Annotated in this window: 11 protein-coding genes; 8 read left to right on the forward strand and 3 right to left on the reverse strand. The window is 69.6% G+C overall.

Features of this window, described 5'->3' with window-relative positions:
• Nucleotides 1–52: 52 nt before the first annotated feature.
• Entirely contained in the window at nt 53–2,059 is a 2,007-nt protein-coding gene (locus HRL51_RS05230) for a glucose PTS transporter subunit IIA (protein ID WP_172193081.1), read from the reverse strand.
• A 227-nt stretch (nt 2,060–2,286) separates the two neighbouring features.
• Here HRL51_RS05230 and HRL51_RS05235 point away from each other — a divergent pair, with 227 nt between their 5' ends.
• From HRL51_RS05235 to HRL51_RS05250, 4 genes are all read left to right on the forward strand, one after another.
• Nucleotides 2,287–2,928, forward strand: a complete 642-nt coding sequence (locus HRL51_RS05235; RefSeq protein WP_244960245.1) for a hypothetical protein — start codon at nt 2,287–2,289, stop codon at nt 2,926–2,928.
• Nucleotides 2,929–2,970: 42 nt separating this feature from the next.
• On the forward strand, nt 2,971–4,629 hold the full coding sequence (locus HRL51_RS05240; protein WP_172193083.1) for an ABC-F family ATP-binding cassette domain-containing protein: 1,659 nt from the start codon (nt 2,971–2,973) through the stop codon (nt 4,627–4,629).
• Between the two features lie 166 nt (nt 4,630–4,795).
• A complete protein-coding gene (locus HRL51_RS05245; protein ID WP_172120704.1) occupies nt 4,796–5,188 on the forward strand; it encodes a HesB/IscA family protein in 393 nt (130 codons plus the stop codon).
• A 52-nt stretch (nt 5,189–5,240) separates the two neighbouring features.
• Entirely contained in the window at nt 5,241–6,224 is a 984-nt protein-coding gene (locus HRL51_RS05250; RefSeq protein WP_172193085.1) for an FKBP-type peptidyl-prolyl cis-trans isomerase, read from the forward strand.
• A 126-nt stretch (nt 6,225–6,350) separates the two neighbouring features.
• Here HRL51_RS05250 and HRL51_RS05255 read toward each other — a convergent pair whose 3' ends face one another.
• Nucleotides 6,351–6,974, reverse strand: coding sequence for a superoxide dismutase (locus HRL51_RS05255; RefSeq protein ID WP_172120702.1), 624 nt, complete (start codon nt 6,972–6,974; stop codon nt 6,351–6,353).
• 174 nt (nt 6,975–7,148) lie between these two features.
• Between HRL51_RS05255 and HRL51_RS05260 the strand changes: the two genes are divergently transcribed.
• Complete coding sequence (locus HRL51_RS05260; protein ID WP_172120701.1) at nt 7,149–7,592, forward strand: hypothetical protein; 444 nt, start codon at nt 7,149–7,151, stop codon at nt 7,590–7,592.
• Nucleotides 7,593–7,611: 19 nt separating this feature from the next.
• On the opposite strand, the gene HRL51_RS05265 is transcribed toward HRL51_RS05260, so the two are convergent.
• On the reverse strand, nt 7,612–9,198 hold the full coding sequence (locus HRL51_RS05265; RefSeq protein ID WP_216666337.1) for a DEDD exonuclease domain-containing protein: 1,587 nt from the start codon (nt 9,196–9,198) through the stop codon (nt 7,612–7,614).
• Between the two features lie 130 nt (nt 9,199–9,328).
• Here HRL51_RS05265 and HRL51_RS05270 point away from each other — a divergent pair, with 130 nt between their 5' ends.
• The 3 genes from HRL51_RS05270 to HRL51_RS05280 all read left to right on the forward strand — a co-directional run bounded on the left by HRL51_RS05270 (nt 9,329) and on the right by HRL51_RS05280 (nt 12,970).
• Nucleotides 9,329–10,177, forward strand: coding sequence for a lysophospholipid acyltransferase family protein (locus tag HRL51_RS05270; RefSeq protein ID WP_172120699.1), 849 nt, complete (start codon nt 9,329–9,331; stop codon nt 10,175–10,177).
• Nucleotides 10,178–10,284: 107 nt separating this feature from the next.
• On the forward strand, nt 10,285–11,514 hold the full coding sequence (locus tag HRL51_RS05275) for a pyrophosphate--fructose-6-phosphate 1-phosphotransferase (RefSeq protein WP_172120698.1): 1,230 nt from the start codon (nt 10,285–10,287) through the stop codon (nt 11,512–11,514).
• Nucleotides 11,515–11,629: 115 nt separating this feature from the next.
• Nucleotides 11,630–12,970: a class II 3-deoxy-7-phosphoheptulonate synthase gene (locus tag HRL51_RS05280; protein WP_235954401.1), complete on the forward strand. Its 1,341-nt coding sequence runs from the start codon at nt 11,630–11,632 to the stop codon at nt 12,968–12,970.
• Nucleotides 12,971–12,978 lie beyond the last annotated feature (8 nt).

A 12,978-nucleotide genomic window follows, 5' to 3' on the forward strand; every position in this document is an offset into this window, starting at 1 on the left:
GGCCCGCCGGACACGCTCCGGCGGGCCGCGGGCCTAGGGCTGTCGTGCAGCGCTACTCGCTCTTGGCGGTGACACGCAGCAGCGGAGAGCCGCTGGCGACGTCACCGGAGGCGATGAGCTCGACGTCGGCGAAGGCAGCGGTGTTGGTGACCAGCACCGGGGTGGTCAGCGGGTAGCCGGCTTCCTCGATGACCGCCCGGTCCACGCGCACCAGCACCTGGCCGGCCTCAACGCGGTCGCCCTGGGAGACCTGGACGTCAAAGCCCTTGCCCTCCAGGTTCACGGTGTCGATGCCCACGTGGACCAGGATCTCCACGCCGTTGTCCAGCGCGATGCCGTAGGCGTGACCCGAGGACGGGGCGACGACGACCGTGCCCGCGGCCGGCGCGGTGACGACGACGTCGCCGGACGGCTCGATACCGGCGCCCTTGCCCAGCGCCCCGGAGGCGAAGACCGGGTCGTCCACGTCCTCCACGGCCGTCACCGCGCCGGACAGCGGCGCCACGATCTCGGTGATGGTGCCGGGCACCAGTGCGGTCTCCAGCGCGGCGTCAGCCTCGTTCTGGGCGGCGACGGCGTCAGCCTCGGCGCGGTCCTCGGGCGTGCGGTAGTCGGAGATGACGACCAGCACCATGGCGGTGAAGAAGGCCGCCAGGACGCTGACGGCGTAGACGGGGATGTTGGAGAAGGCCGGGATGGTCAGCAGCGAGGTGAAGACGAAGGCGTTGGTCGTGACTCCTCCGAAGACGCCCTGGATGACGCCTCCGACCACGCAGCCGACGAGCAGGCGCGGGTAGATGCGCTTGTAGCGCAGGTGGATGCCGTACAGGCTCGGCTCGGAGATGCCACCGACCAGGCCGGCGAACAGGGCGCCGGTGGCGGTGACCCGCATGTCCTTCTCCCTGTGCCGCACCGCCAGGACCAGCACGCCGGCGGTGGCACCGAAGCAGGCGAAGTTCCACGCGCCCATGGGACCCTGGATGAAGTCGAAGCCGTTCTGCTGGATGTTGAGCAGCATGACGGCGTTGATTGGCCAGTGCAGGCCCAGCGGCACCATGAAGGGGTAGGCCAGCGGGATGAGCAGGCAGAAGATGAAGGGGCTGACGTTGTTGATGGCCAGCAGGAGCTTGGACAGGCCCGCGCCCGCGTACACGCCGATCGGTCCCAGGACGAGGCTCGTGAGCGGGATCATGACGAGCATGGCGATGAAGGGCACGAAGATGAGCTGGACGTCAGCGGGGACGACCTTCTTGAGCCACGTGGTCAGTGGTCCCAGCACGGCGGCCATGAGCAGGGGCGGGAAGACCTGGGAGCTGTAGTCGAAGACCGTCAGCGGCAGGTGACCGAAGACGGTGACCTGCGTGATCTCGGACCCCAGGAAGGTGATCTGGCGCGCGGCCTCGGTCTGGCCGAGCGCAGCGAAGCCCGGCAGCATGGTGAAGCCCATGACCGCGAAGCCCACCCACGGGTCGGCTCCTAGCTTCTTGGAGGCGTTGTAGGCCACCATGAGCGGCAGGAAGTAGAACACGGCCCGCCAGGTCAGGTTGAGGTAGGCCCAGGTGGGCTCCAGGGTGACGCGTGAGTCCGCCCAGTTGCCGATGACTCCCAGGGTGCCCATGAGCGCCATGAAGGTGATGAAGATCGAGGCGCCCAGGAGCGCGCCGATCAGCGGGCGGAAGGAGTCGGAGAGGAACTCGAAGAAGGAGTCCACCCAGGCCAGGCGGCCCCGGATGCCCTGGGAGCGCGCCGCCGCCTTGATCTCGTCGTTGCTCCTCGTGGTGGACGTGGTCTTGGAACCAGTGTCCTTCATCTGGGGCAGACCCATGATCGACTCGTACACCGACTGCACGGTGCCGCCGATGATGATCTGGTAGCGGTCGCCGGACTGAGGTACGGCCCCCATGACTCCCGGGATCTTCTCCACGGTGGGGGTGTCGACCACGGAGGCGTCGTTGAGCTCAAAGCGTAGACGGGTGGCGCAGTGGGTGAGGTGGACGATGTTGCCCGGGCCTCCGACGGCGTCGAGGATCGCCTCGGGGGTCGAGGTTGTGGTGGCCATGTGTCGGTCTTTCCAGCGGTTGCGGCAGTATCGAAAAAAGCGCTGGACGGGCGCCAGCGCACCCATGAGGGTAGCGGAAGCCGACGCCGGCAGCCCGGGCTCCACAGGTGCTCTGCGTGACAGGGCAGTCAGCGACCGTCCACAGGCGCCCAGCGGTGGGCAGGTCCGGCACGGCACGGTTGGGGCAGAGGCGGCACCTGGTCGCCTCACCAGCCCAAGGAGGAGCCATGTCAGCAACCACCACGTCCCTACTCAGGACCCCGTCAGGCCGCGAGGACGGTCCGGGCCAGGAGAACCAGCCTGACCAGGACGAGCCTGACGGGCTGTACGGACCGCGGGGATGGAGCGTCCGGGCCGGCGTCTGGGACGTCCTGGCACGCGCTCGTGACGAGATGCGGTCCACCACGGTCCCAGGCCGCTTCGGGCTCGCCCCGCAGGGAGGTATCCGCGGGGGCAGGCCGGTGGACGACTACACCCCCTTCCACGACATGGGGCCGTCGGAAGCCAGACGCCTGCTGGAGATCCTCCCTGCCGACCAGCTGGAGGACCGCCAGAACCTGGGGCCCACCCTCGGTTCCCTGCTGCACGCCTGCGCCGGCGCCTCAGGACGGGTGCGGCTGTCGGGCTACGGCATCGGGCCCCAGCGCACCGACGAGCGGGTCACGGTGGAGGCCCTGTGGGTGGCGGACCCGGACCTGATGGACCTGGAGGTCTATGAGGACCACGACGACGGGTGCTGCTGCACGCAGGTATGGCGCCAGGTGGAGGAGCGCTACGGGCTGGACGCGCAGGCGGCGCCCGACGAGATCAAGGTGGTCCGGCGCCTGTGGACCTCGGGAGAGCCCGGGACCTGGATGTGGTGGGACTGACCGGGTGCGGCCTGCCGGGCTCGACCCCGTAGCATGGCGGGCGTGATCAACGTCCAGGACCTCACCATGCGTATCGGCGCCCGTCAGCTCGTCGCGGGAGCCAGCTACCGCGTGGACAAGGGGATGCGGATCGGGCTGGTCGGGCGCAACGGCGCCGGCAAGACCACGATGACCAAGCTGCTGGCCGCACAGTCTGTGGTCCAGGGGACGGCCCGCGGTGTGGCCGACGCCGACGAGCGTCACGGCCTGGAGGCGGTGGAGTACGAGGGCACGATCAGCTGTCACGGCTCGGTGGGGTACCTGCCCCAGGACACCAAGGTCGGCGACCTGACAGAGATCGCCCGCGACCGCATCCTGTCCGCGCGAGGCATCGACGCCCTGCTCGCCCGCATCCGTCAGGCGGAGGAGAGGATCTCCACCACCTCCGGTGACGCCCAGGCCAAGGCCCTGGACCGCTACACCCGTCTTGACCACGAGTTCACCATGGCCGGTGGCTACGCGGCGGCCTCCGAGGCCGCGAGGATCTCGGCCGCGCTGGGCCTGCCGGACCGGGTCCTGGACCAGGAGATCGGGACCCTGTCCGGTGGCCAGCGCCGCCGTGTGGAGCTGGCGCGTGTGCTCTTCCAGCAGCCGGACACCCTGCTGCTGGACGAGCCGACCAACCACCTCGACCACGACTCGGTCCTGTGGCTGCGTGACCACCTGCGTGCCTACGCCGGAGGCTTCATCGTCATCTCCCACGACGTCGAGCTGCTGCGCGACACCGTCAACCAGGTGATGTACCTGGACGCCAACCGTGGTGTCCTGGACGTCTACCACCTGGGCTGGGACGCCTACCTGCGCCAGCGCGCCGAGGACGAGGCACGCCGTCGCAAGGAGCGCGCCAACGCCGAGAAGAAGGCGGCGGCTCTTCGTGCTCAGGGCGAGAAGATGCGTGCCAAGGCGACCAAGGCGGTGGCGGCGCAGCAGATGCTGCGGCGCGCCGAGCGCCTCATGGAGGGGCTGGAGGACGAGCGGGCCGCGGAGAAGGTGGCCCACCTTCGCTTCCCGGACCCGGCTCCGTGCGGGAGGACGCCGCTGCGTGCCAAGGGCCTGTCCAAGGCCTACGGCTCGCTGGAGGTCTTTGCCGGGGTGGACCTGGCCATCGACCGCGGCAGCCGCGTCGTCGTCCTCGGGCTCAACGGTGCCGGCAAGACGACCCTGCTGCGTCTGCTCGGCGGGGTGGAGGAACCCGACTCGGGAGAGGTGGTTGCCGGGCACGGGCTCAAGATCGGCTACTACGCCCAGGAGCACGAGACCATCGACACCTCGCGCACCGTGGTGGAGAACCTGCGCTCGGCGGCACCGGACATGGACGACACCCAGGTACGCAGCGTCCTGGGCTCCTTCCTCTTCTCCGGGGCGGACGCGGACAAGCCCGCTGCCGTGCTCTCAGGTGGTGAGAAGACCCGACTGGCGCTGGCGATCCTCGTGGTCTCCTCCGCCAACGTCCTCCTGCTGGACGAGCCGACCAACAACCTCGACCCGGCCAGCCGCGAGGAGATCCTGCGGGCACTGGGCACCTTCACAGGCGCCGTCGTCCTGGTCACGCACGACGAGGGCGCGGTCGAGGCGCTCAGTCCTGACCGGGTGCTCCTGCTGCCGGACGGTGACGAGGACCTGTGGAGCGAGGACTACCTCGAGCTCGTCACCCTGGCCTGAGCCCTCGCCGTCCCGCTCCCGTCGCGTATGACGCGGTGAGTGCCGTCACGTGGGGTCAGGCCGTGGCAGGACGTAGGGTGGACGGGAACAAGCCGCCTCACCACGGTGTTGGTACTGGCGGCTCGCAGCACACGCTGCGGCGCTACCCCTGAACGAGGAGAAGACCATGGCCCAGACAACCCTCACCGACGCCCCGGCGACCGAGGTTCCCGAGCACGAGGTCGTCCTGACGCAGGTTGCCGCCGCCAAGGTGGCCAGCCTGCTCGCCCAGGAGGGGCGCGACGACCTTCGTCTGCGGGTGGCCGTCCAGCCCGGCGGCTGCTCCGGCCTGGTCTACCAGCTCTACTTTGACGAGCGTCTGCTCGACGGCGACGCGGTGCGCGCCTTCCCCACGGGCTCGGAGGAGATGAGCGAGGTCGAGGTCGTCGTCGACCGTATGAGCGTGCCCTACCTGTCCGGCGCGACCATCGACTTCGCGGACTCCATCGAGAAGCAGGGCTTCACGATCGACAACCCCAACGCCGTCGGCACCTGCGCCTGTGGCGAGTCCTTCCACTGAGCCGGCATCTCGCATCCGTCCCTGCTCTCACCACCGACGTCTAGGAGACTACGTGCGCCGCGCGCCCCTGGCCCTGTCCGCCCTCGTCCTGTCCGCCGCCCTCGCGCTGACCGGCTGCTCCGGCTCTGGCTCCGCCAAGGACCAGGCCACCGCCTCGGCCTCGGCAGCGGCTACCGCCCCCCAGGCCGTGGACTGCGCCGCCCTGACCATCGATGGGGACTCTGACGCCCTGCCGACCGTCAACGGCGAGGCAGGGAGCCAGCCGACCCTGGCGTGGAGCGGGCAGGACGCACCCGCGAACCTGACGGTCAGGACCCTGGACCAGGGCAGCGGTGCCGAGGTCAAGGCGGCCGACTTCGTCACTGTCAGCTACGCGGGCTGGCAGTGGGGCAGCGACGAGGTCTTCGACTCCTCCTACCAGCGCGGGGCCCAGACCACCTTCGGTCTGAACCAGGTCATCACCGGCTGGCGCTGCGGGCTGGTGGGACAGCACGTGGGTGACCGCGTGGTCATGTCGATCCCCGCGGACCAGGCCTACGGCGACGACGCCTCCAACCGGGTCTCCGGTCCTCTCGTCTTCGTCGTCGAGATCTCGGCCACGGGATCCTCTGACGAGCTGGCTGCGGGCACGGCCGGCGCCACCATGGAGGGGGAGCAGGCTCTGGCTGACCGGGGCCTGGCCGTCAGCGGTGACCTAGGGGCTGCGGCCACGGTCAGCGTCAACGACGGTGCTGCGGAGCCGACGGAGGTCGAGACGATCCTCGTGGCCCGTGGCAGCGGGCCGGAGATCACGGCCGAGTCCTCGCTCCTGGTCCACATGGCCTTCACCTCCTGGGACGGTTCCTCCAGCCAGTCGACCTGGGACGCCGCTGAGCCGCAGACGGTCTCGATGGCGAACGCTCCGGGGCTGACAGGCCTTGTCGGCATGCCTGTGGGCTCGCGCGTGGTCGTCCTCGTGCCGGCCTCGGCCGGTACGAATGGTGCCGGCCCTGTGCCAGCCCAGGCCTACGTCGTCGACGTCGAGCAGGCGGTCTGACGTACGCCGTCCTTGCGTAACAGCGCACGGGTGGGGCCCGTCACCATGACCATGGTGACGGGCCCCACCCGTCAGGCGTCGGGAGGCTGACGAGACGTCCTGTGCCTCCCGGGCCAGTGCCTGGGCTCAGCGCACGATGAGGCCGGAGGTCTGGGAGGTCGCGGCAGCCAGGCGCTCAGAGACGTCCTGCCAGTTGGCGATGTTCCAGATGGCCTTGACGTAGTCGGCCTTGACGTTGAGGTAGTCGAGGTAGAAGGCGTGCTCCCACATGTCCACCTGGAACAGCGGGATGGTGCCCACCGGCACGTTGCCCTGCTGGTCGAAGAGCTGGAAGGTGACGAGCCTGCCCGAGACGGAGTCGTAGGCGAGCACGGACCAGCCGGAGCCCTGGATGCCCAGCGCGTTGGCGGTGAACTGCGCCTTGAGCCTGTCGAAGGAGCCGAAGGAGTCCTTGATGGCCTCGGCCAGCTCGCCCTCAGGCTCGCCGCCGCCGTTGGGGGACAGGTTCTTCCAGAAGATGGAGTGGTTGATGTGCCCGCCCAGGTTGAAGGCCAGGTTCTTCTCCAGCAGGTTGATCGCGGCGTGGTCGTCAGCCTCGCGTGCGGCCTCAAGCTTCTCCAGGGCGGCGTTGGCGCCGGCGACGTAGGTGGCGTGGTGCTTGTCGTGGTGGAGCTCCATGATCTTGCCGGAGACGTGAGGCTCCAGGGCGGCGTAGTCGTAGGGGAGCTCGGGGAGCGTGTACACGGCCATGACTGACCTGCCTTTCGTTGAGCGGCACCCTCGAGATCGATAGAACGACCTGAGGTGTTGAACGCTATTGATTATAGTCTGTGATCGCTTGCGGTGTCAGATCCCAGTTAGTGATTACACTGACCGCGCAACCGCCGGCTGTCGTCCGGCGCCGGCCCGCACCGTGGAGGAACCATGACCGACCAGGACGCCACCGCTCGCCTTGAGCTCCTTGTCTTCTCTGACGACGCCAGCGTGCGCGAGGAGGTCATCAGCGGCGTCGGCCGTCGTCCCGCCAAGGGTCTGCCTCTGGTGAGCTGGACCGAGGCGGCTACGGCTGAGGGCGTGCGCCTGGCGGTCAAGGACCGTGCTGCCCAGGGCCTGGCGCCCTTCGACCTGCTCGTCCTGGACGCCGAGACGAAGAAGCTCGGCGGAATGGGACTGGCCCACGAGCTGCTCACCGAGCTTGACGTGCGTCCGCCGGTCCTCCTGCTGACGGCCCGGCCCCAGGACTCCTGGCTGTCGGCCTGGGCTCGCGCCCAGGCGGTCGTCGCCCGCCCGCTGGACCCCATGAGCCTTCAGGAGGGCGTGGCCAAGGCGCTTCAGGCGCGCTCGGGCGCGGTCGTCGCGGCCGGCTGACGTCGCACCTGGCTGGTCCTCACCGGTCCTCGCGCGAGGCAAGCACCTTGCGGTAGCGCGCCGCGCTGCCGACGGGCCAGGTCAGCCCCTCGTACCCTCCCTCGACCTCCACGAGGCGAGCGCCGTCGTCGAGCACCCAGTCCGCTAGCAGGAGGGTCTCCTCCACGCTCGTGTCCTGGCCTACCCGACCAGGCCTGCTGACGACCTGGGCGGTGGCCCGCAGCGAGGAGACCACCGGCCTGGGGTCCGCACCTGGCGGCGTCACCGCGGAGCCGGCCAGGCGGCCCCAGCGCACGCACACCAGCTCCCAGCCGCCGCCGGCACGCCTGCGGGCGGCGATGAGGTGGGGACAGCTCAGCAGGGGCCGCGCCTGCTCCGCCCGACGCGCGGCTGCCAGAAGGCTACGCAGCCGCGCCGTCCACGTCCCGGCCTCCTCGTAGCGCTGCCTGGCCGAGAGGCGGTCGACCTGCTCCAGCGCCGGCTGCGCGACAAGGTCGACCTGTCCCGACAGCGCCTGAAGGATGTCCTGGCTGCGCTCTGCCTGGTCCTCCCACGCCCGCAGCCCGAGGGCCGTCTCCACCACGCGCTGGGCCTGTGCGAGCGCCTGACGGGACGGGAACGGGCCGACGGCGCAGCCCAGCTCCTCGGTCGGCAGCACCGTCGTCCCGGCCAGGTGCGGGTGGGAGCCGGCGACCAGGTGGAGCCAGGGCTGGCGCCGTGGCGAGCGTGAGCGCCGGTTGACGGGAGGGTCGAGCTCGGCGATGAGCCGCAGCTCGCGCACGCGTGCCTCCAGCTCGGTCGGGGTCGGTACCACGTGTACCTGGACGGTGGTGTCCAGCATCTGGGCAACCCGTGAGCGTCTCTCGGCCGCGGTGAAGTAGGAACGGACCCGGCGCCGCAGGTCCACCGCGCTGCCGACGTAGAGCACCTGGCCGGCGGCGGAGAGGAACTGGTAGACGCCGGGGCTGGTGGGAAGGTCCTGGGCCAGCCGGCTCTTGGCGCGGCGCCGTGCAGGTACGGGGTCTGTGGCTGTGGCCAGGTCCTCCAGGTGGGTGACTCCCAGGGGCGCGAGGACCTCCAGCGCGGCGTGCAGGACGTCGACTGTCGCGCGGGCGTCGTCCAGCGCCCGGTGCGTGGGTCGGGTGGGGGAGCCGACGAAGGCAGCCAGGGTGGAGAGCCTGTGGTTGGGGACGTCGCTGCGCGTCCAGGCCCGCCGAGCCAGGGCGAGGGTGTCCAGGACCTGGGGCTCGTGCCACTCCAGGTCCAGCGAGCGGGCCGCCCCGCGCAGGTGCCCGACGTCGAAGCGGGCGTTGTGCGCCACGAGCACGGTCCCCTCCTCCCTCAGCCGTGCCCATCCGAGGAAGGCGCCCAGGGCCTGGGGCACGCTGGGAGCGCCAGCCACCATGGCGTTGGTGATACCGGTGAGGACGGTGATCTGCGCCGGGATCGCCCGACCGGGGTCGACCAGGGTGGACAGCTCGTCCTCGACCTGGCCGCCGCGAACACGGACCGCGCCGATCTCCGTGATCGCTCCGGAGCCCGGCCCCGCCCCGGTGGTCTCCAGGTCGACGACGACGAAGGTCACCTCGTGCAGGGGCGTCCCCATGGTCTCGAAGCTCGCCTGGGTGCCACCTGCCGACGCAGAGGGGAGAAGCTCTGAGACGGACACGGTCTGAGGCTAGACTCGACCAAGCGGCCGGTCCAGGACCGCGCTGTCACCCAGCACAGGAGGTTCCGTGGGATACCGAGGTATCAAGGCGGCGTTCGGCCCAGCCATGGAGATGCTGTACCAGCCGTGGATCCGTGGGGAGGAGAACATCCCGGCCCAGGGCGCGGCCATCCTGGCCTCCAACCACCTGGCGGTCATCGACTCCTTCTTCCTCCCCCTGCTCATCGACCGCGAGGTCGCCTTCATCGGCAAGTCCGACTACTTCACCGGCAAGGGCGTCAAGGGGTGGGCCGTGAAGAGCTTCATGACCGCCGTCGGCACGATCCCGGTGGACCGTTCCGGAGGGCAGGCCTCGATGGCTGCCCTCCAGGCCGGTATCGACCGGCTGCGTGCGGGGGAGCTGTTCGGCATCTACCCCGAGGGCACCCGTAGCCCCGACGGACGCCTCTACCGTGGCAAGACCGGGGTGGCTCGTGTGGCGCTGGCCACGGGAGCACCGGTCGTGCCGGTGGCCATGATCGGGTCCAACCTCGCCCAGCCCATCGGTCAGGCGGTTCCCTCCACCCGGCACCGGGTGGGGATCGTCGTCGGTGAGCCGATGGACTTCACGCGCTACGCCGGTCTGGAGAACGACCGGTTCGTGCTGCGCTCGATCACCGACGAGATCATGTACTCCCTCATGGCCCTGTCCGGTCAGGAGTACGTGGACCTGTACGCCGCGGACGTGAAGAAGGCGATGGACGCCGAGCACGCCAGCGCCGAGGAGGTCGTCTCGAGGATGCGTGCCGAGCAGGCCGCACGGCGTCCGGCTGCCGCCCCGGTCTCGGCACCGGGTGGACGGCCCGCTCCCGAGACCGTGGTGCCGGAGCCGCCTGAGGACCCGGCTGCGTCGTCGGGCCCTTCGTCCGAGGAGTAAGCGTCACGGGGGCCGCGTAGGATGGGGCCGTGCGGTCTGACCGCACCTTGCCGTCCCGAGGCGCGTGCCCGGGACGGGTCACCGTCACCTCATCCGAAAGGTTCTCGATGTCGATCCGTCGCGTCGCCCTGCTCACCGCGGGCGGTTTCGCCCCCTGCCTGTCCGCCGCCGTCGGCGACCTTATCGAGCGCTACACCGAGGTCGCTCCTGAGGTCGAGATCATTGCCTACCAGTACGGCTACCACGGCCTGCTGACCGGCAGCTACGTCGTCATCGACGAGGAGGGCCGCAAGAACGCCGGCATCCTGCGTGAGTTCGGTGGCTCGCCGATCGGCAACTCGCGCGTCAAGCTGACCAACGCCAGGAACCTGGTCGAGCGCGGCCTGGTGGCCGAGGGCGTCAACCCCCTGGAGTTCGCTGCCGAGCAGCTGCGCAAGGACGGCGTCGACGTCCTGCACACCATCGGTGGTGACGACACCAACACCACGGCGGCGGACCTGGCCGCCTACCTGCACGAGCACGACTACGAGCTCACCGTCGTGGGCCTGCCCAAGACCATCGACAACGACATCATCCCGATCCGTCAGTCGCTGGGGGCCTGGTCCGCTGCCGAGGAGGGCGCGGGCTTCGCCTTCAACGTCATCGGTGAGCACCGTTCCAACCCCCGTATGCTCATCATCCACGAGTGCATGGGTCGTAACTGCGGCTACCTGACGGCTGAGACGGCCAAGCGCTACCACGAGTTGCTGGACACCAAGAAGTGGGCTCCCTCGCTGGGCCTGACCCGCGAGCGCTGGGACGTCCACGCCGTCTTCCTGCCGGAGATGAAGCTCGACTTCGCCGCCGAGGCCGAGCGCCTCAAGGCCATCATGGACGAGCAGGGCAACGTCAACATCTTCCTGTCCGAGGGTGCTGGCGTGCCCGAGATCATCGCGGAGATGGAGGCTCGCGGCGAGGAGGTCCAGCGCGACCCCTTCGGCCACGTCAAGCTCGACACCATCAACCCCGGCCAGTGGTTCGCCAAGCGCTTCGCCAGCCTCATCGGTGCTGAGAAGGTCATGGTCCAGAAGTCCGGCTACTACTCGCGCGCTACCAACGCCAACGCCGAGGACCTCGACCTCATCAAGTCCATGTGCGACCTGGCCGTGGAGTGCGCGCTGCGCGGCGAGTCCGGCGTCATCGGCCAGGACGAGGAGAACGGTGACAGGCTCACCGCCATCGCCTTCCCGCGTATCGCCGGTGCCAAGCCCTTCGACATCACCCAGGCCTGGTTCACCGACCTCATGGCCGAGCTCGGTCAGAAGGTCGAGCCCGCGCAGACCTCTCCCGAGCACTGAGCCCTGTCTCAGGCGCTGAGCCGCTTTTCGGGCTGAGCCTCGTCAGGACCCTGCGTCCCGCCAGACGGCGGGACGCAGGGTCCTGGACGTCCGGGCACGTATGATGCCGCTCGTGATGAATGAGCTCGACGCACCCCGGACCGCTGCCAGCTGGCGTGAGCACCCCGCCGTCCAGCAGCCTCCCTATCCGGACGCTGAGGCGCTGGCGCGTGCGGCTGCCGACCTGCGCAGCAGGCCCCCGCTCGTCTTTGCCGGTGAGGTGGACTCACTGCGCCAGAAGATGGCTGACGCCAGCAAGGGCGACGCCTTCGTCCTCATGGGCGGTGACTGTGCCGAGTCCTTCCACGACAACACGGCGAACAACATCCGCCTCAAGCTGCAGACCATCCTCCAGATGGCCGCGGTGCTCACCTACGGCGCCTCGACGCCGGTCATCAAGATCGGGCGCATGGCCGGCCAGTACGCCAAGCCGCGCAGCGCCGACACCGAGACGCGCGACGGGGTGACCCTGCCCTCCTACCGCGGTGACTGCGTCAACGACCACGCCTTCACCCCCGAGGCCCGCGTGCCCGACCCTCAGCGCATGGTCGAGGCCTACCTGCGCGCCGGCACCACCCTGAACCTCGTCCGCGCCTTCACGATGGGTGGCTATGCGGACCTGCGTGAGGTCCACTCCTGGAACCGGGGCTTTACCGACAACCCGGCCTACAAGCGCTTTGAGTCCTTCGCTGAGGAGATCGACCGGGCGATGCGGTTCATGGAGGCTGCCGGCGTGGACTTCGACGCCCTGCGCCAGGTCGACTTCTACGCCGCGCACGAGGCCCTGCTGCTGGAGTACGAGGACGCCATGATCCGCGAGGACTCGCGATCGGGACGGCTGTACGACACCTCGGCCCACCTGCTGTGGGTCGGCGAGCGCACGCGCGGACCTCGTGACGCCCACGTGGCCCTGCTGCAGGGGGTGTACAACCCGGTGGGTGTCAAGGTCGGCCCGGCCACGAGCCCTCAGGACCTGGTCGAGCTCATCGAGCGTCTCAACCCGCAGGGTGATCCCGGCCGACTGACCTTCATCACGCGCATGGGTGCCGGCCGCATCCGCGAGGTCCTGCCCGAGCTGGTCGAGGCGGTACGCCGTGACGGCCGTCCGGTGACCTGGGTGACCGACCCCATGCACGGCAACACGATCACCTCGGACAACGGCTACAAGACCCGGCGCTTTGACACGATCATGGACGAGCTGCGTGGCTTCTTCGAGGTTCACCGTGGGCTGGGCACGGTACCGGGCGGGATCCACGTCGAGCTGACCGGTGACGACGTCACCGAGGTGCTCGGCGGTGGGGCGCACATTGACGAGCGCCGCCTGGCCGAGCGCTACGAGACGCTTGTCGACCCGCGCCTGAACCACCAGCAGTCCCTGGAGATGGCCTTCGAGGTCGCCGAGATGCTGCGCGCCTGAGCTCCTGG

Origin of the sequence: Actinomyces faecalis (assembly GCF_013184985.2) — a bacterium.
GTDB classification, from domain to species: Bacteria; Actinomycetota; Actinomycetes; order Actinomycetales; family Actinomycetaceae; genus Actinomyces; species Actinomyces faecalis.